At 58.6% G+C, this 24,613-nt stretch carries 26 protein-coding genes and 1 tRNA gene; 19 read left to right on the top strand and 8 right to left on the bottom strand.

What is annotated here, in order from left to right:
* The first annotated feature begins 93 nt into the window (after positions 1 to 93).
* Positions 94 to 1,326, top strand: coding sequence for an ROK family transcriptional regulator (locus RRU01S_RS10285; RefSeq protein WP_045230171.1), 1,233 nt, complete (start codon positions 94 to 96; stop codon positions 1,324 to 1,326).
* 44 nt (positions 1,327 to 1,370) lie between these two features.
* Here the strand turns inward: RRU01S_RS10285 and RRU01S_RS10280 are convergent.
* Positions 1,371 to 1,460: transfer RNA gene (locus tag RRU01S_RS10280), tRNA-Ser, on the bottom strand.
* Positions 1,461 to 1,709: 249 nt separating this feature from the next.
* On the opposite strand from RRU01S_RS10280, the gene RRU01S_RS10275 reads away from it, so the two are divergent.
* The 10 genes from RRU01S_RS10275 (at position 1,710) to deoA (ending at position 10,991) form a co-directional block, all read left to right on the top strand.
* The gene (locus RRU01S_RS10275) at positions 1,710 to 2,018 is read left to right on the top strand and encodes a hypothetical protein (protein WP_234936146.1); all 309 of its coding nucleotides are present in this window, start codon (positions 1,710 to 1,712) and stop codon (positions 2,016 to 2,018) included.
* Positions 2,019 to 2,090: 72 nt separating this feature from the next.
* Positions 2,091 to 2,741 carry a peptide-methionine (S)-S-oxide reductase MsrA gene (msrA, locus tag RRU01S_RS10270; RefSeq protein ID WP_045230248.1) on the top strand — a complete coding sequence of 217 codons (651 nt, stop codon included), beginning with the start codon at positions 2,091 to 2,093 and terminating at the stop codon, positions 2,739 to 2,741.
* Between the two features lie 279 nt (positions 2,742 to 3,020).
* Positions 3,021 to 4,013, top strand: coding sequence for a BMP family lipoprotein (locus RRU01S_RS10265; RefSeq protein WP_045230169.1), 993 nt, complete (start codon positions 3,021 to 3,023; stop codon positions 4,011 to 4,013).
* Between the two features lie 82 nt (positions 4,014 to 4,095).
* Complete coding sequence (locus RRU01S_RS10260) at positions 4,096 to 5,601, top strand: ABC transporter ATP-binding protein (RefSeq protein ID WP_045230168.1); 1,506 nt, start codon at positions 4,096 to 4,098, stop codon at positions 5,599 to 5,601.
* Positions 5,602 to 5,620: 19 nt separating this feature from the next.
* Positions 5,621 to 6,724, top strand: coding sequence for an ABC transporter permease (locus RRU01S_RS10255; RefSeq protein ID WP_045230167.1), 1,104 nt, complete (start codon positions 5,621 to 5,623; stop codon positions 6,722 to 6,724).
* A gap of 6 nt (positions 6,725 to 6,730) precedes the next feature.
* On the top strand, positions 6,731 to 7,702 hold the full coding sequence (locus tag RRU01S_RS10250) for an ABC transporter permease (protein ID WP_045230166.1): 972 nt from the start codon (positions 6,731 to 6,733) through the stop codon (positions 7,700 to 7,702).
* A 3-nt stretch (positions 7,703 to 7,705) separates the two neighbouring features.
* Entirely contained in the window at positions 7,706 to 8,095 is a 390-nt protein-coding gene (locus RRU01S_RS10245) for a cytidine deaminase (RefSeq protein WP_045230165.1), read from the top strand.
* A complete protein-coding gene (locus RRU01S_RS10240) occupies positions 8,095 to 8,895 on the top strand; it encodes a purine-nucleoside phosphorylase (protein ID WP_045230164.1) in 801 nt (266 codons plus the stop codon). Before RRU01S_RS10245 ends, RRU01S_RS10240 begins: the two co-directional genes overlap by 1 nt.
* A gap of 2 nt (positions 8,896 to 8,897) precedes the next feature.
* The gene (gene deoC / locus RRU01S_RS10235) at positions 8,898 to 9,671 is read left to right on the top strand and encodes a deoxyribose-phosphate aldolase (RefSeq protein WP_045230163.1); all 774 of its coding nucleotides are present in this window, start codon (positions 8,898 to 8,900) and stop codon (positions 9,669 to 9,671) included.
* 6 nt (positions 9,672 to 9,677) lie between these two features.
* Positions 9,678 to 10,991, top strand: a complete 1,314-nt coding sequence (deoA, locus tag RRU01S_RS10230; protein ID WP_045230162.1) for a thymidine phosphorylase — start codon at positions 9,678 to 9,680, stop codon at positions 10,989 to 10,991.
* 3 nt (positions 10,992 to 10,994) lie between these two features.
* On the opposite strand, the gene RRU01S_RS10225 is transcribed toward deoA, so the two are convergent.
* Positions 10,995 to 11,528, bottom strand: coding sequence for a retropepsin-like aspartic protease family protein (locus tag RRU01S_RS10225; protein ID WP_045230161.1), 534 nt, complete (start codon positions 11,526 to 11,528; stop codon positions 10,995 to 10,997).
* A gap of 255 nt (positions 11,529 to 11,783) precedes the next feature.
* Here RRU01S_RS10225 and coaBC point away from each other — a divergent pair, with 255 nt between their 5' ends.
* A complete protein-coding gene (gene coaBC, locus RRU01S_RS10220) occupies positions 11,784 to 12,989 on the top strand; it encodes a bifunctional phosphopantothenoylcysteine decarboxylase/phosphopantothenate--cysteine ligase CoaBC (protein ID WP_045230160.1) in 1,206 nt (401 codons plus the stop codon).
* Complete coding sequence (locus tag RRU01S_RS10215) at positions 12,986 to 13,345, top strand: MmcQ/YjbR family DNA-binding protein (protein ID WP_045230159.1); 360 nt, start codon at positions 12,986 to 12,988, stop codon at positions 13,343 to 13,345. Before coaBC ends, RRU01S_RS10215 begins: the two co-directional genes overlap by 4 nt.
* Before the next feature lie 163 nt (positions 13,346 to 13,508).
* Here RRU01S_RS10215 and ubiB read toward each other — a convergent pair whose 3' ends face one another.
* Positions 13,509 to 15,083 (bottom strand): 2-polyprenylphenol 6-hydroxylase, encoded by a 1,575-nt coding sequence (ubiB, locus tag RRU01S_RS10210; RefSeq protein ID WP_045230247.1) that lies wholly within the window; start codon positions 15,081 to 15,083, stop codon positions 13,509 to 13,511.
* A 40-nt stretch (positions 15,084 to 15,123) separates the two neighbouring features.
* The gene (gene ubiE, locus RRU01S_RS10205; RefSeq protein WP_045230158.1) at positions 15,124 to 15,900 is read right to left on the bottom strand and encodes a bifunctional demethylmenaquinone methyltransferase/2-methoxy-6-polyprenyl-1,4-benzoquinol methylase UbiE; all 777 of its coding nucleotides are present in this window, start codon (positions 15,898 to 15,900) and stop codon (positions 15,124 to 15,126) included.
* A 146-nt stretch (positions 15,901 to 16,046) separates the two neighbouring features.
* On the opposite strand from ubiE, the gene mutM reads away from it, so the two are divergent.
* From mutM to RRU01S_RS10180, 5 genes are all read left to right on the top strand, one after another.
* Positions 16,047 to 16,943, top strand: a complete 897-nt coding sequence (mutM, locus tag RRU01S_RS10200; protein WP_045230157.1) for a bifunctional DNA-formamidopyrimidine glycosylase/DNA-(apurinic or apyrimidinic site) lyase — start codon at positions 16,047 to 16,049, stop codon at positions 16,941 to 16,943.
* Positions 16,944 to 16,961: 18 nt separating this feature from the next.
* Positions 16,962 to 17,735, top strand: a complete 774-nt coding sequence (locus tag RRU01S_RS10195; protein WP_045230156.1) for an enoyl-CoA hydratase — start codon at positions 16,962 to 16,964, stop codon at positions 17,733 to 17,735.
* 257 nt (positions 17,736 to 17,992) lie between these two features.
* The gene (gene rpsT, locus RRU01S_RS10190) at positions 17,993 to 18,259 is read left to right on the top strand and encodes a 30S ribosomal protein S20 (protein ID WP_045230155.1); all 267 of its coding nucleotides are present in this window, start codon (positions 17,993 to 17,995) and stop codon (positions 18,257 to 18,259) included.
* A gap of 868 nt (positions 18,260 to 19,127) precedes the next feature.
* Positions 19,128 to 20,597, top strand: a complete 1,470-nt coding sequence (dnaA, locus tag RRU01S_RS10185) for a chromosomal replication initiator protein DnaA (protein WP_234936126.1) — start codon at positions 19,128 to 19,130, stop codon at positions 20,595 to 20,597.
* A gap of 345 nt (positions 20,598 to 20,942) precedes the next feature.
* Entirely contained in the window at positions 20,943 to 21,263 is a 321-nt protein-coding gene (locus RRU01S_RS10180) for a DUF805 domain-containing protein (RefSeq protein ID WP_327787083.1), read from the top strand.
* A gap of 1 nt (position 21,264) precedes the next feature.
* On the opposite strand, the gene RRU01S_RS10175 is transcribed toward RRU01S_RS10180, so the two are convergent.
* Positions 21,265 to 21,810 carry a hypothetical protein gene (locus RRU01S_RS10175; protein ID WP_045230154.1) on the bottom strand — a complete coding sequence of 182 codons (546 nt, stop codon included), beginning with the start codon at positions 21,808 to 21,810 and terminating at the stop codon, positions 21,265 to 21,267.
* Entirely contained in the window at positions 21,807 to 22,304 is a 498-nt protein-coding gene (locus RRU01S_RS10170) for an SRPBCC family protein (RefSeq protein ID WP_045230153.1), read from the bottom strand. The genes RRU01S_RS10175 and RRU01S_RS10170 overlap by 4 nt, the downstream gene beginning before the upstream one ends.
* A gap of 97 nt (positions 22,305 to 22,401) precedes the next feature.
* On the opposite strand from RRU01S_RS10170, the gene RRU01S_RS10165 reads away from it, so the two are divergent.
* A complete protein-coding gene (locus RRU01S_RS10165; protein ID WP_234936125.1) occupies positions 22,402 to 22,743 on the top strand; it encodes a metalloregulator ArsR/SmtB family transcription factor in 342 nt (113 codons plus the stop codon).
* A 10-nt stretch (positions 22,744 to 22,753) separates the two neighbouring features.
* Here the strand turns inward: RRU01S_RS10165 and hemW are convergent, their stop codons facing one another.
* The gene (hemW, locus tag RRU01S_RS10160; RefSeq protein WP_108722613.1) at positions 22,754 to 23,959 is read right to left on the bottom strand and encodes a radical SAM family heme chaperone HemW; all 1,206 of its coding nucleotides are present in this window, start codon (positions 23,957 to 23,959) and stop codon (positions 22,754 to 22,756) included.
* Positions 23,959 to 24,603 carry an RdgB/HAM1 family non-canonical purine NTP pyrophosphatase gene (rdgB, locus tag RRU01S_RS10155; protein ID WP_045230151.1) on the bottom strand — a complete coding sequence of 215 codons (645 nt, stop codon included), beginning with the start codon at positions 24,601 to 24,603 and terminating at the stop codon, positions 23,959 to 23,961. The genes hemW and rdgB overlap by 1 nt, the downstream gene beginning before the upstream one ends.
* Between the last annotated feature and the right edge of the window lie 10 nt (positions 24,604 to 24,613).

The raw sequence follows: 24,613 nt of genomic DNA, 5'->3' as shown, positions 1-24,613 counted from the left end.
AGGTGAGAGGACACCACTTTTCTCTGAGATATCAAGGCTGTGGAGAGCATATGCAGGCGGCGGAACACGTCGCTGGCAGGGAGGGAATGCCATATGAGACGCTCAAGCGAGCCCAAACAGAACGCGCCAGCCACCGCACCGGATTTGAGTGGAGGCGCCAATCAGGTACGTGTCCGTGCCTATAATGAACGCCTCGTTCTGTCGCTCGTGCGGCGGCACAGCGGCCTGTCGAAAGCAGAAATTGCACGCAGAAGCGGCCTGTCTGCCCAAACCGTGTCCGTCATCATGCGCTCGTTGGAAAGCGATGGACTTCTCATCCGTGGCGAACCCCTGCGCGGCAAGGTCGGCCAACCCTCCACGCCGATGCGGCTGAACCCGGACGCGGTGTTTTCCTTCGGTGTCAAAATCGGTCGCCGCAGTGTCGATCTGGTGCTGATGGATTTTGTCGGGCGTATAAGGCTGAAGCTGCGCAACACCTACCCCTATCCGATGCCCGAATGGATTTTGCCCTTCGTGGTCAATGGCATCGCCGAACTGGAAGCGCAACTGACGCCCGATCAGCGCCAACGGATTGCCGGGATCGGCATCGCCGCCCCCTTTGAACTGTGGAGCTGGGCAAGCGAAGTGGGCGCGCCACAAGCGGAGATGGACCGCTGGCGCGGTGTCGATCTGCGGGCGGGAATAGCCGAACAGGTCGATTATCCGGTGTTCCTCCAAAACGATGCCACCAGTGCCTGCGGTGCGGAACTCGTCTTCGGCGCCGGTCAGAACTATCCCGATTTTCTCTACGTCTTCATCGGCTCCTTCATCGGCGGCGGCGTCGTGTTGAACTCGGCGCTGTTTTCCGGCCGAACAGGAGCAGCCGGTGCCATCGGCCCGCTTCCGGTGCAGGGACGAGACGGCTCCACCGTCCCCCTGCTCAAGATCGCCTCGATCTTCGTTCTCGAAGACATGCTGCGCGAACACGACATCGACCCCAAACCGCTCTGGTTCTCACCCGATGAATGGGTGGATTTCGGTGAGCCGCTTGAACGCTGGATCCAGAATACGGCCGCCGCTCTCGCCCAAGCCGTGCTTGCCGCCGCCTCGATCATCGATTTCGCATCCGTCATCATCGACGGCGGCTTCCCGGAATGGGTCCGCGCCCGCATCACCAAAGCCACCCGCAAGGCGCTCGATCTCCACGACCTCCAAGGCGTCGTCGTCCCGGAAATCCTAGAAGGCGCCGTCGGTAGCCAAGCCCGCGCCATCGGCGGCGCCAGCCTACCGTTGTTTTCGAGATATCTGCTGGATCAGAACGTGCTGTTTAAGGAAACGGCTGGCTGAGTAAGGCGAGCGACTTAAGTCTGGTGAGGTTTACATTGGGAGAATGGCGGACAGGGTGGGATTCGAACCCACGGTACGCTTTCACGCACACACGCGTTCCAGGCGTGCGCCTTAAACCACTCGGCCACCTGTCCGTCTAAACGTCTGCATGTTTGGAAAACTGCAAATCACTGGAACGGCGCGATATATACCGATGAATTCGCTGGGATCAACCCGAATCTGACAGTTTTTTCATTTGCCGGGCAATTCATCGTCATTGGCGCGATTGCAAAGGTGGTTTGGCACCTTTATCCAGTGGGGATAACGCGCAAACGGACTGCGCCGGTCAAATACAGACCGCGCAGTCCCGCACATCCATCGGCAGAGGTTTTTTCGTGAAAGCGATGTTCCGGTTCATCAGTTTTGTGTGTCTGGCGGCAGCCGTGGGCGTGGGTGTGTTTGATTCGATCCGCTCCGTGGCCACCTCGTCGGTGGACCTGATGAGCGCGAAAGATGCCTGGTTTCAGCTTTTTCCCGCCTCGCTTGCCATGGCACAAGCCGGGGTCGCACACTATATTCATCCTGAAGCGTGGCGGTGGTTCGAAAACGGGCTTGCGATGGTTCCGGCCTTTGCAGTTCTTCTGGCCCTGTCCCTCCTGTTCTGGATGGCGGGATACAGGAAGCGTAGGGCTCTGGGCCGCTTTTCCGGTTGAAAACGCGGATATCGCCACGACCATGACTGCACAAACCAGATGGCGGCGCGTGTGAGCGCCAAGGAGAATGCAATGTTCGGGTTCGATACCAAGTCCAAGAAAACCGTGATGCCGACACCGGAAACCGCTTATCCCGGTCGCGACGAAGAAGTGACCGTGCCGGAACACCACTTCGTCAACGGCAACCCCCTCAAAGGCCCGTATCCGGATCATCTGGAAACGGTCTATCTCGGCATGGGCTGTTTCTGGGGCGCAGAACGTTTGTTTTGGAAGACCCCTGGCGTTTGGGTCACCGCCGTTGGCTATTCTGGCGGCATCACCCGCAATCCGCATTACCAGGAAACGACCACGGGGCTCACCGGCCACGCCGAGGTGGTGAAAGTCGTCTACGATCCGGCAACGGTCTCCTTGGCCACGCTGCTGAAAACATTCTTCGAGGAGCACGACCCGACCCAGGGCATGCGCCAGGGCAATGATATCGGTACGACCTATCGCTCGGTGATCTATACGACGAGTGACGCGCAGCTGGCGCAGGCAAAGGCCGCTCGCGATACCTTCCAGCAGGCCTTGAAGGCTGCGGGTCATGGCCAGTCGATCACCACGGAAATCGAGCCGCTGGATATCTTCTATTACGCGGAAGATTATCATCAGCAATATCTGGCGAAGAACCCCGGCGGCTACTGCGGTCTGCGTGGAACCGGCGTCAGCTGCAACATCGGCTGAGCCTCGAGCTTGGACGACCGATCAGAAGCGCTCTCTCAACGTCTGCCAAGGCGTGAGGGGCGCTTTTATTTTTTGCAGATGCCTGTCGTCAGGGATTAAAATATCGGCAGTTAACGGTTTTTCCATCGGGTCAAAAAAAGCGGATGAATTTTTCTTGCAGGCATGCAAGTATTCCCCCGCACGGTCTAAAAAAGGCTGGCGGTTCCGCAGACATGCCCGTATCAGCGGGTTTGCGGGAGGACCCTTTAAAAAACCAAACTGTAACAACAGGGCTGCACAATGAAAAAATCCCTTCTGACGCTTTTCGCGCTGGCCGCGATGTCGGCTTCCGCTTTGGCTGCGGACATCAAGCCTGCGCTAGTCTATGGCACGGGCGGCAAATTCGACAAGTCGTTCAACGAAGCCGCTGCCGCAGGCGCCGAGAAGTTCAAGGCTGAAACCGGTACCGAATACCGCGATTTCGAGCCGACCAGCGACACGCAGGGTGAGCAGGCCATCCGCAACTTCGCCAGCCGTGGGTTCAACCCTGTTGTCGCGGTCTCCTTCGCCTGGACTTCGGCAATGGAAAAGGTTGCAGCCGAGTTTCCCGACACCAAGTTCGTGATCGTCGATTCCGTCGTAGAGCTGCCAAATGTGCGCTCCGTGGTCTACAAGGAAGAAGAGGGTTCCTACCTCGTCGGTCTTCTGGCTGGCATGGCATCCAAGACCGGCAAGGTCGGCTTCATCGGCGGTATGGACATTCCGTTGATCCGCAAGTTCGCCTGCGGTTACGCCCAGGGTGCCAAGGCTGCCAATGACAAGATCGAAGTCTTCCAGAACATGACCGGCACAACGGGTGCTGCCTGGAACGACCCGGTTCGCGGTGGTGAATTGACGAAGAACCAGCTCGATCAGGGCGCGGACGTGATCTACGCGGCAGCAGGCGCCACGGGTCTTGGCGTTCTCCAGACCGCAGCCGACAATAAGAAATACTCCATTGGTGTGGACTCGAACCAGAACCACCTGCACCCCGGCTCTGTTCTGACCTCCATGGTCAAGCGTGTTGACCTCGCCGTCTACAATGCGTTCAAGGACACCAAGGACGACAAGTTCACCGGTGGCGTTCAGTCTCTGGGCGTCAAGGAAGATGGCGTTGCGTATGCTGTCGACGACAACAACAAGGCTCTGATCACGCCGGAAATGACGGCAGCCGTCGATAAGGCGAAGGCCGATATCATCGCTGGCACCGTCAAGGTTCACGACTATATGTCGGACAATTCTTGCCCAAAGTGATGTGATTTTCGGATCAGGGCGCATCGCGGTATCCGCGTTGCGCCCTTTTCATATCCAGCCTCCGGAGACGTTTGGGTTGACGATGGAACCTGCAATCGAGCTTGTCGGTATCGATAAAAAATTCGGCACCGTACACGCCAACAAGAATATCAATCTCACCGTTGCCAAGGGCACCATCCACGGTATTATCGGGGAAAACGGGGCGGGGAAATCGACATTGATGTCGATCCTCTACGGCTTCTATTCCGCCGATTCTGGTGAAATCCGCATCGACGGCAAGCCCGTCAATATCAAGGACAGCCAGGCCGCCATCGATGCGGGCATCGGCATGGTGCATCAGCACTTCATGCTGGTCGAGAATTTTTCGGTGCTGGAAAACATCATGCTGGGTGCCGAAGGCGGCATGCTGCTCGCCAAGGGCACGGCGGCAACCCGCAAGGAATTGAAGCGGCTGGAAGACGAATATGGCCTCGAGGTCAATCCCGATGCGATCATCGAGGATTTGCCGGTGGGCCTGCAACAGCGCGTCGAAATATTGAAGGCGATGTATCGCGGTGCCGAAATCCTCATCCTCGATGAGCCGACCGGCGTGCTGACACCGGCGGAAGCCGATCACCTCTTCAAAATTCTGGGCGTGCTGCGCGATCAGGGCAAGACGGTCATCCTCATCACCCACAAGCTGCGCGAGATCATGGCGATCACCGACGAAGTCTCCGTCATGCGCCGCGGCGAAATGGTGGCGACACGCAAGACCTCGGAAACGACGGTCGAGGAACTGGCCGAACTCATGGTCGGTCGCCGCGTGCTTCTGCGTGTGGAAAAAGGCGAAGCCAATCCCGGCGACGTGCTGTTTTCCGTCCGCAATCTCACCGTCAAGGACAGCCGTGGCGTGACCATGGTGGACGATGTCTCCTTCGATGTGCGCGCTGGCGAAATCGTCGGCATTGCCGGTGTCGCTGGCAACGGCCAGTCTGAATTGCTGGAAGCCATTGCTGGCATTCGCAAGCCGCATTCCGGTGAAATCCTGATGGGCGGCAAGACCGTCGACAAGGTCGACCCCGCCGTGCTGCGTAAGCTGGGTCTCGCCCATATTCCCGAAGACCGCCACCATATGGGCCTCGTTCTGAAATTCGAGGAATATGAAAACTCCATCCTCGGCTATCACCGCGATGACCGCTACGGCAAAGGCATGTTCCTCAACCCCGAAGCCATTCGCAAGGATGCGGTCGAAAAGATCGAGAAATATGACATCCGCCCACCGAATGCCCGGCTGAAGACCGCCAATTTCTCCGGTGGCAACCAGCAGAAGATCGTCGTTGCGCGTGAAATCGAGCGCGATCCGAAGATGCTGATCATCGGCCAGCCGACGCGTGGGGTGGATATCGGTGCCATCGAATTCATCCACCGTCGCATCATCGAAATGCGCGATGCGGGCAAGGCCATTCTGCTGGTCTCGGTAGAGCTGGATGAAATCCGCTCTTTGTCGGACCGCATTCTGGTGATGTTTGCAGGCCGGATCGTCGGAGAAAAAACGGCGGAAGCCGAAGAACAAACGCTTGGCCTGATGATGGCCGGCATCGCCGCATAAGGCAAAGGCTTTAAAGCTCATGAGTACAGCTTCCGTCCCACTTCCCAACTGGATGTCCTACGGCCTTCTGCCGTTTCTCAACCTCGTCACCGCGTTTTTCATCTCCGGCCTCGTGGTCTGGGGCATCGGCGAAGACCCGTTTGCCGCCCTGCGTCTGCTGATCGAAGGAGCGTTGGGCCGGGGTGATGCCATCGGCTTCACCCTGTTTTACACAACCAGCTTCATCTTCACCGGCCTTTCGGTCGCGGTCGCCTTCCATGCGGGCCTCTTCAACATCGGCTCGGAAGGGCAGGCCTATATTGGCGGTCTGGGTGCCGCCATGGTCGCGCTGGCGCTGGATCGTTACGTGCCCTGGTATGTCACCATGCCGTTTGCCGTCATCGGCGCTGCCGTGTTCGGTGCGGCCTGGGCCTTCATTCCCGGCTGGCTTCAGGCGAAACGCGGCAGCCACGTCGTCATCACCACCATCATGTTCAATTTCATCGCAGCCGCCTTGATGGTCTATCTGCTGGTCAACGTCTTCATCGTTCCCGGCAAGATGGCGCCGGAAACCCGCACCTTTCTGCCCGGCGGCCAATTGCCGAAGCTGGATTGGTTGATGGCGATGTTCGGCCTGAAGCTCGGTCCGGCACCCTTCAACGTCTCTTTCATCATCGCGCTGGTTGCGGCGTTTCTGGTCTGGGTGCTCATCTGGCGCACCAAGCTGGGTTATGAAATGCGCACGCTCGGCATCAGCCCGTCTGCGGCTGTTTATGCGGGCATTCCCTATTCGCGCACCGTCATCATCGCCATGCTGATCTCCGGCGGTCTGGCGGGCATGATGGCGCTCAACCCTGTCATGGGCGCATCAGCACGCTTGCAGGTGGAGTTCGTCGGTGGCGCAGGCTTCGTCGGCATCGCCGTGTCGCTCATGGGCCGCAGCCATCCGCTCGGCATCGTCTTTGCGGCCCTGCTTTTCGGCATTCTCTACCAGGGCGGCGCGGATCTCTCCTTTGAAATGCCCAACATCACCCGCGAGATGATCGTCGTCATTCAGGGTCTCGTCATCCTGTTTGCAGGCGCGCTCGAATATATGTACCGCCCCGCGCTGGTGCGCATCTACCAACAATTCGTGAAGAGGTAAGGCCCCATGGAAACCTTCGATATGCTGGTCAGCATTCTCGGTTCGACCGTCCGCCTGACCATTCCGTTGTTGTTTACGGCCCTTGCAGGTCTGTTTTCGGAGCGCGCCGGTGTGTTCGACATCGGCCTTGAAGGCAAGATGCTGGCTGCGGCCTTCGCATCGGCCTGCGTGGCCTACATCACGTCCGACCCTTGGGCGGGTCTGGCCGCTGGCATCGGCGTGTCGATCTTCTTTTCGCTGGTCCATGGCTTTGCCGTCATCACCAACCGCGGCAACCAGATCGTCTCGGGCGTGGCGCTGAACTTCGTTGCCGCCGGTCTCACCGTCGTTCTGGGACAGGCATGGTTTGGGCAAGGCGGTCGCACGCCGCAGATCACCGGCGAAGGCCGTTTCACGCCGATCATTCTGCCGGGTGTGGATGCCATGCGCGAGGTGCCTTTCATCGGCCCGCTCTATGCCAACGTCATCTCGGGCAACAATATTCTGACTTATCTCGCCTTCATCGCCGTGCCGATTTCGTGGTGGGTCTTGTACCGCACCCGCTTCGGTCTGCGCCTGCGCGCCGTAGGTGAAAATCCCGGTGCGGTCGATACGGCGGGCATTTCCGTCACCTGGATGCGTTTCCGCGCTGTGATCGTCGCAGGCTTTCTCTGCGGCTTTGCAGGCACCTATCTCGCCGTCGCACAGTCTGCCGCCTTCATCGCCAACATGTCGGCGGGCAAGGGTTACATCGCTCTGGCCGCCCTGATCTTCGCCAAATGGAAGCCGGTGCCGGTCATGTTCGCCTGTCTGCTCTTCGGCTTTCTGGATGCGGTCGCAAACTTCATGCAGGGCAAGGCCATTCCGGGCATCGGCGAAGTGCCGGTGCAGATTTTCCAGGCGCTGCCCTATATCCTCACCTGCATTCTGCTGGCCGGTTTCATAGGCGTTGCCAAGCCGCCAAAGGCTGGCGGCGTTGCTTACTCGAAGGAGCGTTAAACCATGTCCCATGAGCTTTTTGAAGCCGCCCGCGAGGCCATGGCCTTTGCCCACGCACCCTACTCGAAATTCCCCGTCGGTGCGGCCATCCGCGCCGAAGACGGCAAGATCTACAAGGGCGCCAATATCGAGAACCTGTCCTTTCCTCAAGGCTGGTGCGCGGAACCGTCGGCCATCAGCGCCATGGTCATGGGCGGGGCAAAGAAGATCACTGAAATCGCCGTGATTGCCGAAAAGCTGGCGCTCTGCCCGCCCTGCGGCGGTTGCCGCCAGAAGATCGCGGAATTCGCCTCCGCCGATACGAAGATTTATCTCTGTGACGAGGCTGGCGTGCAAAAGGTCATGACCATGGATGAACTCCTGCCCTTCAGCTTCAAGACAGAGTTGGATTGATGGATCACGCGATCATCGACGTCCTCGTGGACAGGCTGAACGGGCTGATGCCACGCACCGCCGTGGTTCTCGGCTCCGGCCTCGGCTCTCTGGTGGACGAGGTGACCGACCCCATCCGCATTCCCTATGCCGATATTCCGGGCTTTCCCGAAAGCGCCGTTTCCGGCCATGCGGGTGAGCTGGTGGCGGGATATCTCGGTGGGCAGCCCATCCTCATGCTGGCCGGTCGTGTGCATTACTATGAACAGGGCAATGCCAGCGCCATGCGCCCCGCCATCGAGGCCCTCTCCGGCATTGGCGTGCAATCGCTGATCCTTACCAATTCGGCAGGTTCCGTACGGCAGGACATGCCGCCGGGCTCGGTCATGCAGATCACCGATCACATCAACTATTCCGGCATGAACCCGCTGATCGGCGAAGACAGCGACAGCCGTTTCGTTGGCATGACCAGCGCTTATGATGCGGATCTGTCGATTGCCATGCGCAACGCCGCCATCCGCGCCACCGTGCCACTGTTTTCGGGCGTTTATATGTGGTTCTCAGGCCCCAGCTTCGAAACACCGGCGGAAATCCGCATGGCGCGGACCCTGGGTGCGGATGCTGTCGGCATGTCCACCGTGCCTGAAGTCATCCTCGCGCGCTTTTTCGGGATGCGCGTTGCCGCCGCTTCCGTTATTACCAATTACGGTGCCGGAATGACCGGGGCCGAACTGAGCCATGAAGAAACCAAAGACATGGCGCCCATGGGCGGCAAGAGACTGGCCGCGATCTTAACGGAAATGATTTCAGGAGGAAATTGAGCATGGAACTTCAGCGCCCGCGCGAAGCCGCCGCTCTCGCCTTGTCCTTGCTGGACCTCACCAATCTCAAGGAAGACTGCACACCGGAGCAGATCGCCGCCCTGTGCCAGAAAGCCCATACGCAATACGGTACAACAGCTGCCATCTGCATCTGGCCACGTTTTGTGGCCCAGGCCCGTGCCGCTTTCGGCAAGGATCACTCGATCCGCATCGCAACCGTCGTCAATTTCCCATCCGGCGATCTCGATGTCGCAACCGTGGTTGGCGAGACCGAACGTGCCATTGCCGATGGCGCCGATGAAATCGATCTCGTCATTCCCTACAGGAAATTCATCGCAGGCGATGAAACCGCGGTGTCGGAGATGGTTGCCGCCGTGCGCAAGGCCTGCGTGGCACCTGTCCTGCTGAAAGTCATTCTCGAAACCGGCGAGTTGAAGGACAAGGCGCTCATCCGCCGCGCCTCTGAAATCGCCATTGTCGAGGGTGCGGATTTCATCAAGACCTCCACCGGCAAGGTCACGGTCAACGCGACGTTGGAAGCCGCCGACATCATGTTGCAGTCCATCCGCGACAGCAGGAAGAAGGTCGGCTTCAAGCCCGCCGGTGGCATCGGCACGGTGGAAGATGCAACGCTCTATCTGCGTCTGGCGGAAACCATCATGCAGCCCAACTGGGCCATGCCCTCCACCTTCCGCTTCGGCGCCTCCGGCATTCTGGACGATATCTTGAACGTGCTGGGCGGTGGCGAACCGGCCAAATCCGCCAGCGGATATTGATCCCCCATGATCCCGCAGGAAATCATCCGCCGCAAACGCGATGGGCAGGTGCTGACGGCGGATGAGATTTCCGCCTTCATCTCCGGTCTGTCCAAAGGTTCGATTTCCGAAGGGCAGGTCGCAGCCTTCGCCATGGCCGTGTTCTTTCGCGGCATGAGCCGCGATGAGACGGTGGCCCTGACGCTTGCCATACGCGACAGCGGTGATGTTCTGTCCTGGGCCGATATCGGTAAGCCCATTGCCGACAAGCACTCCACCGGCGGCGTGGGCGATAACGTCTCGCTCATGCTCGCCCCCATCGTTGCCGCCTGCGGCCTCGCCGTCCCGATGATTTCGGGCCGTGGCCTTGGCCACACCGGCGGCACGCTGGACAAGCTCGAATCGATCCCCGGCTATGATGTCATGCCGAACGAGACGCTGTTTCGCCGCACGGTCAAAGACGTAGGCTGCGCCATCATCGGCCAGACGGCCGATCTCGCCCCTGCCGACAAACGGCTCTATGCCATCAGAGACGTAACCGCGACGGTGGATTCCGTTCCCCTGATCACCGCCTCCATCCTGTCGAAGAAGCTCGCCGCGGGCCTTGAAACGCTGGTTCTGGACGTGAAATTCGGCAATGGCGCCTTCATGCAAAGCGCCGACGAAGCCGAGCAACTGGCCCGCTCCCTCGTAGAAGTCGCCAATGGCGCAGGCGTCAAAACCTCCGCCCTCATCACCGACATGAATGAGCCCCTGGCCGATGCCGCAGGCAACGCGCTGGAAATCATCCATTGTCTTAATTTTCTGAGCGGCAAAAAGGCCGGAACCCGCATCGAAACGCTCGTTCTCGCGTTTGCCGCCGAAATGCTGCTGCAATCCGGCCTCGTCACCAGCCTTTCGGAAGGCGAAGCCTTGGCGCGCAATGCGCTTGCGTCCGGTGCGGCCATGGAGCGTTTTGGCCAGATGATTTCAGCCCTCGGTGGCCCCACGGATTTCATCGAAAAGCCGGGCGAATATCTCAAACCGGCACCCCATATCGCGCCGGTTCTGGCGAACGAAACCGGTTTTCTGTCCTCCTGCCAGACGCGCGATCTCGGCATGGTCGTCGTCGGCCTTGGCGGTGGTCGCCGCCACCCAAATGACGTCATCGATCATCGTGTGGGCATTTCGGATATACTGCCCTTGGGAACGAGGGTGGAGAAGGGTCAGCCGATTGCGATGGTGCATGCGGCAACGCAGGAAAGTTTGGCCAAGGCCATTCAGGACGTGTCTGACGCCTATGGCCTGTCGCAGGAAGCGCCGGGTGAACAGCCGATCATCGTGTCGCGTATCGGTGCCTGACCGCTACCGCGTCAGGACAAGCTTGCCGTTTTCCGATTTGAAAGATTTCAGCTGCGTTAGAAAGCTCATACCGATCAGCACTGTGTCCAGCCCGCCATCTTTCGATACGGCTGCCCGCACGTTGCGCGCAACGATATTGCCGAGCTCCACCCTGTCCAGTGTAATGACGGCAACGGATTTGACGCCGTTCGCGGTGGACGTCTGATATTTATAGTCGCTGTCCTTCAGCACATAACCCAGCCGTCTGGCAGTGCTCTCATCGAAGGCAACCAGCGAAGCGCCGGTATCGATCATGCCTTCGATCTGCTTGCCATTGATTCTAAGCTTAGCGGCATAGTGGCCACGCCTGTCCGCCGTCAGCGTTACCGTGCCTGCACTTGGCGGCGCGGTCGGCGTGCTGGCTTTGGTTACCGGTAAAGCAGCGCTGGTCGCCTCCGTCTCGGAGGGAATGGCGACATAATCCTCAAGGAATTTGGAGGCTGAAACGGCCAGAATGATGATGCCGCCCGCCGCGAACAGAAATCCCCGTGACATCATCTTCGCTCATTTTCCCTTGCGCCCAACCTCAAGCGGTATGATGTGGGAAGAAGTCGTGAAAAAGTCGCTAACTGTCCGATGAAAGCGCCCTTTGATGTGCGGCTTTAAGGCTTCAAGAGAATATCTGGTTAATAGCCGTTTCAACGTCAGATGACGTCGCCCCAAATATGAACAGCCAAGTGTGGCCGTTCACGCGATTGCACTTTGAAAGCCAAGGGCTTAGGTTTCCCATCAAACAGGAATTCGGTCGGCATCATGGCACTTTCGGGCAAGCATATTCTTCTCATCATCTCCGGCGGCATCGCGGCCTATAAAAGCCTTGATCTCATCCGCCGCCTCAAAGAGCGCGGTGCGATGGTAACGCCTGTCATGACGCGCGGGGCACAGGAATTCGTCACACCCCTTGCCGTTGGTGCCCTCTCGGCCACCCACGTCTTTACCGAACTGTTTTCCCGTCAGGACGAACAGGATGTCGGCCATATCAGGCTGGCGCGCGACTGTGATCTGGTTCTGGTTGCACCTGCCACCGCCGATCTGATGGCGAAGATGGCCAATGGCCTGGCCGATGATCTGGCCTCCACCGTTCTGCTGGCCACAGATCGCAAGGTGCTTGTCGCGCCCGCCATGAACCCCAAAATGTGGACCGCCAAGGCAATTCGGCGCAACATCGAAACGCTGAAAGCCGATGGCATCCGTTTCATCGGCCCCATGGCAGGCGAAATGGCGGAAAGAGGTGAGGCAGGCCTTGGCCGCATGGCCGAACCCTTGCAGATCGTCGATGCCGTCGAAACACTGCTGGACGACAGACCAAAGCCGCTGGCAGGCAAGAGCGCCATCGTGACGTCCGGCCCCACGCATGAGCCGATCGATCCCGTCCGCTACATCGCCAACCGCTCCTCCGGCAAACAGGGCCACGCTATTGCGGTGGCCTTGGCAGAGCTCGGCGCCGAGGTAACGCTCGTCTCCGGCCCCGTCACGATTGCCGATCCAATGGGCGTCACGACGGTCCACGTCGAACGGGCCGAGGAGATGCTGGATGCAGTCATCTCGAATCTGCCGGTCGATATTGCGGTGATGGTCGCAGCTGTCGCCGACTGGCGGGTGGCAACGGCGGTCGATCAGAAGATCAAGAAGCAACCGGACGGCCAGCCTCCCGCCCTGCACATGGTCGAAAACCCGGATATTCTCAAAACCATCGGCCACCACGCCAACAGGCCGAAAATCGTCGTCGGCTTCGCCGCGGAAACTCAGGATGTCGAAACGAACGGTCGGGCCAAGCTGGATCGTAAGGGCGCTGACCTCATCGTCGCCAATGACGTGTCCGCCGAAACCGGTATCATGGGTGGAGATCGTAACAGCGTGAAGATCATCTCAAAAACCGGCATCGACGCTTGGCCTGATCTCGACAAGGTCGAGGTCGCAAGACGCCTCGCGGCCCTCATCGTGGAGAAACTGGCATGAGCCTGTTCGAACGCAAAAGCTTCGATGCCACCCTGGGCAAATGGCCCGGCGTTTCCTTCGTCGATCAATGGGACTCCCATGTCGCCAAAGTGGGCGAGAAGGTCTTTGCCGTTCTCGGCGACCGAGACGACTGGCGGCTCGTCGTCAAATGTTCGGAAGAGAGTTTCGAGATTCTGACCGCTCTCGAGGGCATCGCCCAGGCCCCTTATTTCGCCAAGCGCAAATGGATTTCCATTTCCGACCATTCGCCCTTGGAGGCGAAAGATTTGGAGCACTATGTCCGCCGATCCTATGAACTGGTGGCGAAGGGGCTGACGAGGAAGCTACGGGCGGAATTGGGGATTGTGCTGGGATGAGCATCCGAAAGCGCCCGCGACGCAGCAATCCTCATCCTGAGGTGGGAGCATAGCGACCCTCGAAGGACGAGGGTTGCAGGCTTGAGGTCATACGGTGCGGGATGCTTCGAGACGGCCTGCGGGCCTCCTCAGCATGAGGGCGTGGCTGGGCCGGAACCGCCCGTCAGCTGATCCGCACCGCAATATAAACCAGCACCAGGGCAATCACCCACAGCGCAATGCGGCCCCAGCGCGTGTGCCGGGCTTCCGCCTTGCCGATCGCTTCCGCCGTGCTGGCATCGAAGCGCAATCCGTGCTCGCTCATATAGACCAGATCGGCATGCAGCTTTTCGGTCTTGGCGGCAATTTCCGGCGCGGCCTCGGCGAGTTTGACCGCCGCTTTCAGGCCGTCCTTGAAATCGGTAACGATGCGTTTGGGGCCGAGATTGTCGCGGATCCAGCCGCTGACGACGGGGTCTGCCGCCTTCCACATGTTGAAGCGCGGGTTGAGTATACGCGACACGCCTTCCACCACCACCATGGTCTTTTGCAGCATCACCAGTTCCGGCCGCGTTTCCATGTCGAACAGTTCCGTCACTTCGAAGAGAAGCGTCAACAGCTTGCCCATGGAGATGGTTTCGGCTGGCTGTCCGTGGATCGGCTCACCGATGGCGCGGATGGCCTGGGCGAAGCTGGCAATGTCGTGGTGGCCGGGAACGTAACCTGCCTCGAAATGTACTTCCGCCACCCGCATGTAGTCGCGGGTGATGAAGCCATAGAGAATTTCGGCCAGGAACCGGCGTTCCTTTTTGCCCAGCCGCCCGGCAATGCCCATATCGACGGCGACGATCATGCCCTGCGGATCGACGAACAGATTGCCGGGGTGCATGTCGGCATGGAAAAAGCCATCCCGCAAGGTGTGGCGCAGGAAGGACTGGATCAGCGTATCGGCCAGCGCATTGAGATCGTGGCCAGCAGCCCTCAAGCCCGCGACATCCGACATCTTGACGCCGTCGATCCACTCCATGGTAACGACGTCTCGGCCTGTGCGCTCCCAGTCCACTTCCGGCACGCGAAAGCCGGGATCGTCACGGGTGTTTTCGGCAATTTCGGAAAGTGCGGCCGCTTCCAGCCGCAGATCCATCTCGATCTTGGTCGTCTGTTCCAGCGCGCGAGTGACTTCGACCGGGCGCAGGCGTCGGGCGGAACGAACGAAGCGCTGTTGCAGATCGGCAATCAGATACATCGCCTCCAGATCGTTCTGGAAGCGCTGGCGCACGCCAGGGCGAATGACCTTCACGGCCACCTTCTTCTGCCCCGTAGGGGTTCGCACGATGGCCGGATGCACCTGCGCAATCGAGGCGGCAGCGATCGGATCACGGAATTCGAGGTAAAGGTCTGAGACGGGACGCCCCAGCGATCCCTCGATATTCGCCTTTGCCGCAGCATTCGGGAAAAACGCCATGCGGTCCTGTAGCCGCGACAAATCCTCCGCGAAATCCGCTCCCACTACGTCGGGGCGGGTCGCCAGAAACTGGCCCATCTTCACATAGGAAGGGCCAAGGCGCTCGACGGCGGTCGCCAGGCGGTCGCGGCGGTCGGCATGTTTGGCGCGGTTGCGGGCAAAGGGTTTTAGCAGCGCTTTTGCGAATTTGGCCGTGGCTGGCAGGTCGTCCGATGGCAGGGCCAGCACCACGCCTTCGCGCACCAGAACCCAGCCGACCTTTGCAAGGCGAAAATATGCGCCGGGAGTGCTCATGCGAATGCCTTCTTCCTGCAGCTGCAAGCCATCATGTCGGTCAAAGCTTCCAGCCGGAATGCAGGGCAGCGATGCCGCCGGTATAATTGGTATAGGTGACGCGCGAGAAACCGGCAGTGCGGATCATCGCGGCAAAATCCTCTTGATTGGGAAACTTGCGGATCGATTCCACCAGATATTGGTAAGGCTCGGCATCGCCGGTGATCATCTTGCCGAATTTCGGAATCGCATTGAACGACCAGGCATCATAGACCTTGTCGAGAAGCGGCATGTCCACCTCGGAAAATTCCAGCACCAGCAGACGCCCGCCGCGCTTCAACACCCGGTGCGCTTCCTTCAGCGCCACATCGATGCGCGGCACGTTGCGAATGCCGAACGCCACCGTATAGGCATCGAAGCTGTTAGCCTCGAACGGCAACTCTTCGGCATTGGCCTCTACAAAGGTCAGATTGTCGGACAGCTTCTTCTTCGCAGCCCGCTCTTCACCCACCGCCAGCATCGAGCCGTTGATATCGAGAACGGTGGAATGCGCCAGACGATTGGAGGCTTCGATGATGCGAAATGCGATATCGCCGGTGCCGCCCGCCACGTCCAGCGTCTTGTAGGACGGGTCCTTGCGCGGGTTGAGCGCGCGGATCATCGCGTCCTTCCACACCCGGTGCATGCCTGCCGACATCACGTCGTTCATGATGTCGTAACGTTTGGCGACCTTGTGGAAGACCTCGTTGACCATGCCCTGCTTTTGGCCTTCATCAACTTTGTGAAAGCCGTAAGAGGTTTCCATGCCACCATCGGCGGTGGTGCGAGCTTCGGTCATAAGCGGTCTCCATCTTTAATTACGGTGCGGACCATAGCGGAAAGGCGAATGCGACGCTATCTGTTGCGGCACGAGATGCCTGCGACATGTATGTCCGCAGGTTTTCAATCACAAGACCATTGCGATAAACATGTGGGATAAACTCCATGCCAGAATTGCCCGAAGTGGAAACCGTCAGACGCGGCCTTGCGCCGACCATGGAAGGCGCACGCGTCGAAAAAGTCGTGCTCGCCCGTCCGGATTTGCGCTTTCCCTTTCCGCCAGGTTTTTCGGAGCTGGTGGAGGGCAAGCGCATCGTCTCGCTCGGTCGCCGGGCCAAATATCTGCTGATCGAGCTGGAAGACGGTCTCACCATCATCTCCCATCTGGGCATGTCCGGCTCGTTCCGCATCGAGGAGCAGGGAGAAACATCCGAGACGCCGGGCGAATTTCACTACGCCCGCTCCAAGGACGGCAAGCATGATCATGTCATCTTTCACCTCAGAAGCGCCAACGGATCGTCTGCACAGGTCATCTATAATGACCCGCGCCGTTTCGGCTTCATGCATCTGGTGGAGCGCGCCCATATCGATCTTTACCCTGCCTTTGCAGACCTTGGCCCCGAGCCGACCGGCAATGCGCTCAGCGCCGATTATCTGGCTAGCCGCTTTTCGGGCAAGAGCCAGCCGCTGAAAAGCACGTTGCTGGATCAGAAGGTGATTGCCGGGCTTGGCAATATCTATGTCTGCGAGGCGATGTGGCGGGCACATTTGTCTCCTTTAAGAGCGGCAGGCACACTGGTGACGAAGACGGGAAAGCCCAAGGCGCCGCTGATCGATCTCACCCAGAAAATTCGCGAGGTGATTGCCGATGCGATTGCCGCTGGCGGCTCGTCTCTGCGCGACCATATCCAGACGGACGGCACGCTTGGTTATTTCCAGCACTCCTTTTCGGTCTATGACCGGCAGGGTCATGCTTGCCCCACACCCGGTTGCGGGGGTACGGTCGAGCGGATCGTGCAGGCCGGGCGCTCCACCTTCTACTGCGCGGCCTGTCAGAAGTAATGGGAGAGGACCCTGACCATGGATTATGAAACGCTCATCGTTGAAAAGCGCGACAATGTCGGCGTCATCACGCTCAATCGCCCGCAGGCACTGAACGCGCTGAATTCCGTCTTGCTGAAGGAGCTGCGGCATATTCTGGCGTCGTTTTCGACAGATGATTCCATAGGCGCCATCGTCATCACCGGGTCGCAAAAGGCTTTTGCTGCCGGGGCGGATATAAAGGAGATGCAGTCGCTCGATTTCGTCGATGCCTATCTGGGTGATTTCCTGGGCGGCTGGGACGATGTGGCAGCTGCCCGCAAGCCGGTGATTGCCGCGGTCTCGGGCTTTGCGCTGGGTGGTGGCTGCGAACTGGCCATGATGTGCGATTTCATCATCGCATCCGACACGGCCAAATTCGGCCAGCCGGAGATTACGCTGGGCATCATTCCCGGCATGGGCGGTTCGCAGCGCCTGACGCGGGCCGTGGGCAAGGCCAAAGCCATGGATATGGTGCTGACCGGCCGCAAGATGGATGCAGCCGAAGCCGAGCGGGCAGGGCTCGTTTCGCGCATCGTGCCGCAGGAGCGGCTGATGGATGAAGTGGTGGAAGCGGCCAGCACCATCGCGTCTCTGTCGCGTGCCTCGGTGCTGATGGCCAAGGAAAGCGTCAACCGATCTTTCGAAGTGTCTTTGAGCGAAGGCCTGCGGTTCGAGCGCCGCCTGTTCCAGTCGCTGTTTGCGACGGAGGATCAGAAAGAGGGCATGGCGGCTTTCGCGGAGAAGAGAAAACCTGTCTTCAACAATCGCTAGGTTTTCTTGAACCGTGCCAAATGGGCCGAAACGCTTCATGCATTTTGGGCTCAACCGGTGCCAAGGATTCGGAATATCAGCGTTTTTGCTGTAAATGCGCGTTGACGGGCCGCTGCTTTAGGGTTATATGCCCGCCCACGGTTAGGAAAAGCCATCCGGCTTGTTCCAATTACTCCCGCACTCTTTGGAACGCGAGGTCTTTGAAGGACCTGATCCTGTGGTTGCGGATTTTGGTTTGAATTCGAAGAGAGGCATACATGGCCAATACAACTTCGGCGAAAAAGGCGACTCGCAAGATCGCTCGCCGTACGGAAGTCAACAAGGCTCGTCGTTCGCGCGTTCGTGGTTTCATTCGCAAGGTCGAAGAAGCCATCGCATCGGGTGATCTGGCAGTCGCGACAGAAGCGCTGAAAGTAGCGCAGCCTGAGATCCAGCGCGCCGCCACCCGCGGTGTCATGCCAGGCAACACGGCAGACCGTAAGGTGTCCCGTTTGGCACAGCGCGTGAAGGCACTTTCCGCCTAATCTGCCATTTTAAAATTGTGATAAAAGCCTGGTCGTCTGACCGGGCTTTTTTCGTTTCTTAACCACCATTAACGTCTTCGCTCATAGGATGACATTTATGCGTCAGAGCAATGACGAAAAAAATCGTTTAAAAACATATACTTGTAAAAGGTGCCCAAAAGCGGAGCTTCCTAACCTTACGGAAGGTCGCCTCAATGTGAAGTCAAGATAAATTTAATTTTTCAGTTCTGACGGCCTAAAAAAAAGCCATGAAATTGAATCTCATTGATTCATAAGAGATTCTCCAGAAAGCATCCCGGGCCATACAAAACGGCCTGTATGAGTCAATGGCAGATCGTCCGCTTCGCGCAAAAAACCCGATTGATCTCCCCTCCCAATCCTGCCTAAATGCATCTCGACAAGGGGCACGGATGTCTATCCACAAGCTATCTCGATCCTGAGTTCGAAGGTGCATGCTCCTTGCGGACGGGTCCTGTTTGGGTTCGTTTTTTCAAGTATTGGGGTCGGTTTGGCTGCAACTCTAACGGTTGCGGGAAAGCGAAACTGTGTCTGGACGTGATGATATTGAGAGACGTGTTGTGGAAGTCGTTGTTTGAGTGATCGCAGGCCTCTCCATGATGAAGAGGGAAATGGGATAACCGGCTCGCGTCGATAGACGTGACTTGAGGACTTCTTTCGAGGGGACGTCCGAGAGGCAGAAATAAACGAGGGGTATCCCTGATGGGCTTTGGTTCGTCAGGCTATGATTGGCAATTTGAAAGGCGGCAATATGCAATTAAATTTGGTGATGGGTGCGGTGGCAAATGGGGACCGCACGCCAAAGGCATGTGATGCAGCTGGTACTGAGATTTTAGGGGAAAAGCAGGATATGAAGCATGACGCGCTGTTTGAACGTTTTAGCGCGCGGTTGAAGGCACGGGTCGGACCGGAAGTTTATGCAAGCTGGTTTGCACGCCTCAAGCTTCATTCCGTTTCCAAAAGCGTCGTGCGGTTTACCGTACCGACGACGTTTTTGAAGTCCTGGATCAACAACCGTTATATCGATCTCATCACGACGCTCGTCCAGAGCGAGGATGCAGATGTGCTGAAGGTGGAAATCCTGGTGCGTTCGGCAAGCCGTCCTGCCCGGCCCATGCCGGTCGAGGAGCGGGCACAGCCCGTTTCCGACGCGGCAACGACGGCGCAGCGTGCAAAGCCGTTCATTCCACCGCAGCCTTCTGCACCCGGACAAATCGCCGGCGCTTCGCAATCGGTTCACGTGGCCCGTCATTCAGGCGCCGGTCCCTTGTTCGGATCGCCGCTCGACAGTCGCTTCACCTTCGACACCTTTGTCGAGGGTTCGTCCAACCGCGTCGCGCTTGCGGCCGCAAAGACGATTGCCGAGGCCGGTGCCGGTGCCGTACGCTTCAATCCGCTGTTCATCCATGCGGGTGTGGGCCTTGGAAAGACGCATCTTCTTCAGGCCATCGCCAATGCCGCCATCGACAGCCCGCGCAATCCGCGTGTCGTCTATCTGACGGCGGAATATTTCATGTGGCGCTTCGCAACCGCGATCCGCGACAATGACGCGCTGACGCTGAAGGATACGCTGCGCAATATCGACCTGCTCGTCATCGACGATATGCAGTTCCTGCAGGGCAAGATGATCCAGCATGAGTTCTGCCACTTGCTGAACATGCTGCTCGACAGCGCCAAGCAGGTCGTGGTGGCCGCAGACCGCGCCCCATGGGAACTGGAATCGCTCGATCCGCGCGTTCGCTCGCGTCTTCAGGGTGGCATGGCCATCGAAGTCGAAGGCCCCGATTACGAGATGCGCTACGAAATGCTGAACCAGCGGATCGCAACGGCCCGTCAGGACGATCCAAGCTTCGATATTCCGGAAGAAATCGTCTCCCACGTGGCCCGCAGCGTCACCGCCAGCGGTCGCGAACTGGAAGGCGCGTTCAACCAGCTGATCTTCCGCCGCTCCTTCGAGCCGAACCTGTCGGTCGAACGCGTGGATGAGCTGCTCGCCCATCTCGTCGGTGCCGGTGAAGCCAAGCGCGTGCGCATCGAAGACATCCAGCGGATCGTCGCCAGACACTACAATGTCTCGCGTCAGGAGCTGGTTTCCAACCGCCGCACCCGCGTCATCGTCAAGCCACGCCAGATCGCCATGTATCTCGCCAAGATGCTGACCCCGCGTTCCTTCCCGGAAATCGGTCGTCGCTTCGGCGGACGCGATCACACAACCGTTTTGCACGCGGTTCGCAAGATCGAGGAACTGATCGGCGGCGACACCAAACTCGGCCACGAGGTCGAGTTACTGAAGCGGTTGATCAACGAAAACAACGCGTGAATGTGGTGGCCGGGGGAACCCGGCCCTTTCCTGGTTATATCTTTCCGTCCATCAGAGACCGGCTGCGTTTTCAAGACGATAGCCGGTTTTTCTATTTGTAATTGCGGATTGTGCGTGATTATCTGATCGTTAGAGCTTCTTCACCAAGCTCCCATCAGAGCGTTCTCTCAATGGGCGCAAAATGTATTTTGAAATCCGTCATGACGATTTGAGACGATGGAAGGGTATGACGTGGGAAGTTTTTCGCTTTGGCATTGGATCATTTTTCTTGTTCTGATTTTTTTCCCGCTGATTTTCGTCTTCAGACCACCGCCACCAGGAGCCAACAGGTTCGGTGCACCTGCCATGCCCATGAGTTTAGGCGAGGCTATCGCCAGTTTTTTCAGGAACTATGTCAACTTTCAGGGGCGGGCGGCCCGCTCGGAATATTGGTTCTCGTTTCTTTTTCTCTTTGGCAGTTCCGTTGTCATCGAGGTGATCGACAATAGCGGGATTATTAGCCTGATCTGGTCCCTCGTCCTGTTTCTACCGGCTATATCGGTTGCCACCCGCCGCCTACACGACATCAATCGAAGCGGCTGGCACCAACTTCTGTCGTGTTTTGCGCCAGTCGGACTGATCGTCGTCATCGTCTGGTACTGCACGCCGGGGCGAGACGAAACCTGATCTAGGCCAGGAGCGGAGTTTCGTAATCGACTCCGCGTTCTTCGAGGGGCGGGCGCATCGCGATCCAGAGATGGGTGACGGGTACGAGCAATGTGCCGCCGCCTATGATGGCAAAAGGCAAACTTGTCCAGCCGCCGTCGCTGACGGCCACAGCCGCCATCACCACCGTGGTGAAAATGAGCGGCGCGAGCCCGCAATAAAATCCGATCCGAAAATCACGGCGGTGTGCTGACAGCTCTTGCACACCCTTGAAGAGATAGATGTGCGAGAGCTTTGCCAGTTTCCATAGGGCGATGACACCGGTCACGGACAGCGTCGCGGCTAAGATGACGAGTACTCCGATGAGAAGAACAGGCGCAGCTTCTCCATTCGCATCAACGAAGTAAGTCATGAGCCAAACCGGACTGAACAGGATCAGCAAGCCTGCATAAGGCGCGCTGATCACCGCCACCAGTCCATAGGTCAGGTAGAACGGCGCCGCGAAAACGATTATTTCCACGAAATACACGACTCGGGCCACGATCTGCGACGTCTGATGCTGGGTCATGGCGAGACCTCCAGCTTCTGGTCGGCAGCCAGCTTTTCACTGCTCAATCTGCGCCAGTTCTTCGAGGCGTAGCGGTGGGCCTGTTTCAAGGCGACCCAGAGTGCCAGTTGCTTGACGGGTGCCAGCCATCCGCTCGCAACAAATTCGCTGCGGCGCTCGACCCGCGTCAGGTTCGGTCCCATGGGCATGAGAGTGAATTCGTCCTCCAGATTGCCGATCCAGTCCTTGCACCAGACGGTGCTGCCGATCATGCGGTAACGCAGTTTCTTGTTGGGAATGTAATCGAGAATGCGCTGATCGATGGTGCCGTGATCCGTGGTGCATTGGCGCGTGTTGCCCAGAGCACCGTATCCCTCCAGCACCTTGCAACTGACGGGCTTGGGAATGCCGAAGCGAAACAGTAAGGGTTTCGAGCTGTCCATTCTGGCATGGAGAAAATGCGGCCAGATGTGGTGCGGGGCGCTGTTGAAAATCCATTGCGAGTGAATCTGCATAATTGTCTCTCCTTCATTTCTACAATTAGGTAATCAACTAATTATAATCCTTTCAACAGTTAGTTGATTGTCTAATTGATTAATGGTAGAAAGAGCCATGTCCATTCAGTTGATTTTCGAGGCACTGGCCTCTCCCGTCAGACGCAAAATCCTGGCTTATGTCGCGCATCACGAGATGAATGCAGGCGATATCGCCGCGCGTTTCGAGATGTCGAAACCGTCGATTTCACAGCATTTACAATTGCTTGAACATGCGGGACTGGTCTCGTCGGAAAAGCGGGGCAAGTATGTCTATTATCGCCAGGTGTCGGACACGCTGGCCAACAGCCTGACCGGTTTCGTGCAGGATATTTGCCCTGTAGGCGCGCCGCTGCGGCGCGAAAGTGCGGAGAATGCGCGCAAGGCACAGGAAAAAGACGTGGGTGCGACGTCCGAATAACGCGACGACATCAACACGCCAGATCAGCCACGACCGAATCCAGAATGAGCATGCCTGATGGCGTGCAGCGCAGGCGTGAATTGCCCAGACGCTCGATGAAGCCGTGTTGCAGGAGGAAGTCTTCCTTGTCAGGATCAAGGTCGCGACCGGAAAGATCGCTCCAGCGGGCAAGGTCGACGCCTTCTCGCAGGCGCAGGCCCATCAGCAGAAGCTCATCGGACTGTTCTTCGACACCCAGCATTTCCTGATCCAGAATGCCATGGCCATCGCGCTCGACGGCATCGAGCCATGTTTCCGGGTGGCGTTCTGTGGCGGTGGCGAGTTTTGCGCCGCCTTTGGTCAGGCGTCCATGCGCGCCGGGGCCAATGCCGGCATAGTCGCCGTAGCGCCAATAGGTCAGGTTATGGCGGCTTTCAGCGCCCGGTATGGCGTGGTTGGACACTTCGTAAGCGGGCATGCCGTGTCGCGCGGTGATCTCCTGCGTTGCCTCATAGAGCAGCGCGGATTGGTCGCCATCCGGCACGATCAGCTTGCCTGCCTTGTGCAGGCCGTAAAAGGCCGTGCCTTCCTCGATGGTCAGCTGGTATAACGAGAGGTGATCGACGGCATAGGAAATGGCCTCGACGAGCTCTTTTTCCCATTCCTCGACCGTCTGGTTCGGGCGGGCATAGATGAGGTCGAACGACATGCGCGGGAAGATTTCGCGGGCGAGCCGGATAGCTTTCAGCGCATCCGCCACATCATGCAGGCGGCCCAGAAATTTCAGGTCGCGGTCGTTCAGTGCCTGTACGCCCATGGAGACACGGTTGACGCCAGCGGCGCGGTAACCGCGAAAGCGCTCCGCTTCGACACTGGACGGATTGGCTTCCATAGTGATTTCGATGCCATCAGGCACATGCCAGAAACGGGCAATGCCATCCAGAATGGCGCCCACCGTTTGTGGGTCCATCAACGACGGCGTGCCGCCGCCCAGAAAAACGCTGGTCACGACCTTTGCGCCGCTCAATTGGCGCATTGTGTCCATTTCACGCAGGAAGGCGGCAACGAAACGGTCCTGATCCACAGGCTTGTGGCGGACATGGCTGTTGAAATCGCAATAGGGGCACTTGGCCGCGCAGAAGGGCCAATGCACGTAAATGCCGAAACCGGGCTCACCAGTATCGGGCAGCAGCGTCGCATCGGGGGCAGGGGAGAACCTGCTCCCGAGATCGATCATCATGCGTCCAGACAGGTTTCGACGAATGTCTTGAAGGCGCGGGCGCGGTGGGAGAGCGCCTGTGCGTCACCGGGCTTCCAGCCATGCTTTTCCTCGGCTGTCATCTCGCCGAAAGTCGTCTCGTGTCCTTCCGGCTGGAAGATTGGGTCGTAACCAAAGCCGCTGGCACCACGCGGTGGCCATGCAACGGTACCTTCGATCTCGCCGCGGAAGAATTCGGTATGGCCATCGGGCCATGCGAGGCACAGCACGCTGACAAAGCGGCAGGTGCGGGCGGAAGGCTCCGTCGCGCCGCGCTCCTGCAACGCATCCTCCACCTTCTGCATTGCCATATCGAAATCGCGGGTACCGTCAGGCGTTTCCGCCCAATTGGCGGTGTAGACGCCGGGGTTGCCGTCGAGCGCATCGATCACCAGACCGCTATCATCGGACAGCGATGGCAGGCCGGACGCTTGCGCAGACGCCAAAGCCTTGATGGCTGCGTTTTCCTCAAAGGTCGTGCCGGTCTCGTCGGGTTCAGCGAAATTCAGCTCCGCAGCCGACTTGGCGGAAAAACCGAGAGGGCCGATGAGATCGGCGATTTCAGCAATCTTGCCCTTGTTATGGCTGGCAACGACGATGGTTCTGGTGTCGAGTTTGCGCATGGTTTTGATG

The sequence above is a fragment of the Agrobacterium rubi TR3 = NBRC 13261 genome, from assembly GCF_000739935.1.
In the GTDB taxonomy this organism is placed as follows: Bacteria; Pseudomonadota; Alphaproteobacteria; order Rhizobiales; family Rhizobiaceae; genus Agrobacterium; species Agrobacterium rubi.
The sequence above is the reverse complement of the archived record's forward strand: the minus strand, read 5'-3'. Positions and strand labels throughout refer to the sequence as shown.

Bases quoted from the DNA above. Each gene is read 5' to 3' on its own strand.
- RRU01S_RS10285 (WP_045230171.1), top strand. From the start codon at position 94: ATGAGACGCTCAAGCGAGCCCAAACAGAACGCGCCAGCCACCGCACCG.
- RRU01S_RS10275 (WP_234936146.1), top strand. From the start codon at position 1,710: ATGTTCCGGTTCATCAGTTTTGTGTGTCTGGCGGCAGCCGTGGGCGTG.
- msrA (WP_045230248.1), top strand. From the start codon at position 2,091: ATGTTCGGGTTCGATACCAAGTCCAAGAAAACCGTGATGCCGACACCG.
- RRU01S_RS10265 (WP_045230169.1), top strand. From the start codon at position 3,021: ATGAAAAAATCCCTTCTGACGCTTTTCGCGCTGGCCGCGATGTCGGCT.
- RRU01S_RS10260 (WP_045230168.1), top strand. From the start codon at position 4,096: ATGGAACCTGCAATCGAGCTTGTCGGTATCGATAAAAAATTCGGCACC.
- RRU01S_RS10255 (WP_045230167.1), top strand. From the start codon at position 5,621: ATGAGTACAGCTTCCGTCCCACTTCCCAACTGGATGTCCTACGGCCTT.
- RRU01S_RS10250 (WP_045230166.1), top strand. From the start codon at position 6,731: ATGGAAACCTTCGATATGCTGGTCAGCATTCTCGGTTCGACCGTCCGC.
- RRU01S_RS10245 (WP_045230165.1), top strand. From the start codon at position 7,706: ATGTCCCATGAGCTTTTTGAAGCCGCCCGCGAGGCCATGGCCTTTGCC.
- RRU01S_RS10240 (WP_045230164.1), top strand. From the start codon at position 8,095: ATGGATCACGCGATCATCGACGTCCTCGTGGACAGGCTGAACGGGCTG.
- deoC (WP_045230163.1), top strand. From the start codon at position 8,898: ATGGAACTTCAGCGCCCGCGCGAAGCCGCCGCTCTCGCCTTGTCCTTG.
- deoA (WP_045230162.1), top strand. From the start codon at position 9,678: ATGATCCCGCAGGAAATCATCCGCCGCAAACGCGATGGGCAGGTGCTG.
- RRU01S_RS10225 (WP_045230161.1), bottom strand. From the start codon at position 11,528: ATGATGTCACGGGGATTTCTGTTCGCGGCGGGCGGCATCATCATTCTG.
- coaBC (WP_045230160.1), top strand. From the start codon at position 11,784: ATGGCACTTTCGGGCAAGCATATTCTTCTCATCATCTCCGGCGGCATC.
- RRU01S_RS10215 (WP_045230159.1), top strand. From the start codon at position 12,986: ATGAGCCTGTTCGAACGCAAAAGCTTCGATGCCACCCTGGGCAAATGG.
- ubiB (WP_045230247.1), bottom strand. From the start codon at position 15,083: ATGAGCACTCCCGGCGCATATTTTCGCCTTGCAAAGGTCGGCTGGGTT.
- ubiE (WP_045230158.1), bottom strand. From the start codon at position 15,900: ATGACCGAAGCTCGCACCACCGCCGATGGTGGCATGGAAACCTCTTAC.
- mutM (WP_045230157.1), top strand. From the start codon at position 16,047: ATGCCAGAATTGCCCGAAGTGGAAACCGTCAGACGCGGCCTTGCGCCG.
- RRU01S_RS10195 (WP_045230156.1), top strand. From the start codon at position 16,962: ATGGATTATGAAACGCTCATCGTTGAAAAGCGCGACAATGTCGGCGTC.
- rpsT (WP_045230155.1), top strand. From the start codon at position 17,993: ATGGCCAATACAACTTCGGCGAAAAAGGCGACTCGCAAGATCGCTCGC.
- dnaA (WP_234936126.1), top strand. From the start codon at position 19,128: ATGAAGCATGACGCGCTGTTTGAACGTTTTAGCGCGCGGTTGAAGGCA.
- RRU01S_RS10180 (WP_327787083.1), top strand. From the start codon at position 20,943: ATGCCCATGAGTTTAGGCGAGGCTATCGCCAGTTTTTTCAGGAACTAT.
- RRU01S_RS10175 (WP_045230154.1), bottom strand. From the start codon at position 21,810: ATGACCCAGCATCAGACGTCGCAGATCGTGGCCCGAGTCGTGTATTTC.
- RRU01S_RS10170 (WP_045230153.1), bottom strand. From the start codon at position 22,304: ATGCAGATTCACTCGCAATGGATTTTCAACAGCGCCCCGCACCACATC.
- RRU01S_RS10165 (WP_234936125.1), top strand. From the start codon at position 22,402: ATGTCCATTCAGTTGATTTTCGAGGCACTGGCCTCTCCCGTCAGACGC.
- hemW (WP_108722613.1), bottom strand. From the start codon at position 23,959: ATGATCGATCTCGGGAGCAGGTTCTCCCCTGCCCCCGATGCGACGCTG.
- rdgB (WP_045230151.1), bottom strand. From the start codon at position 24,603: ATGCGCAAACTCGACACCAGAACCATCGTCGTTGCCAGCCATAACAAG.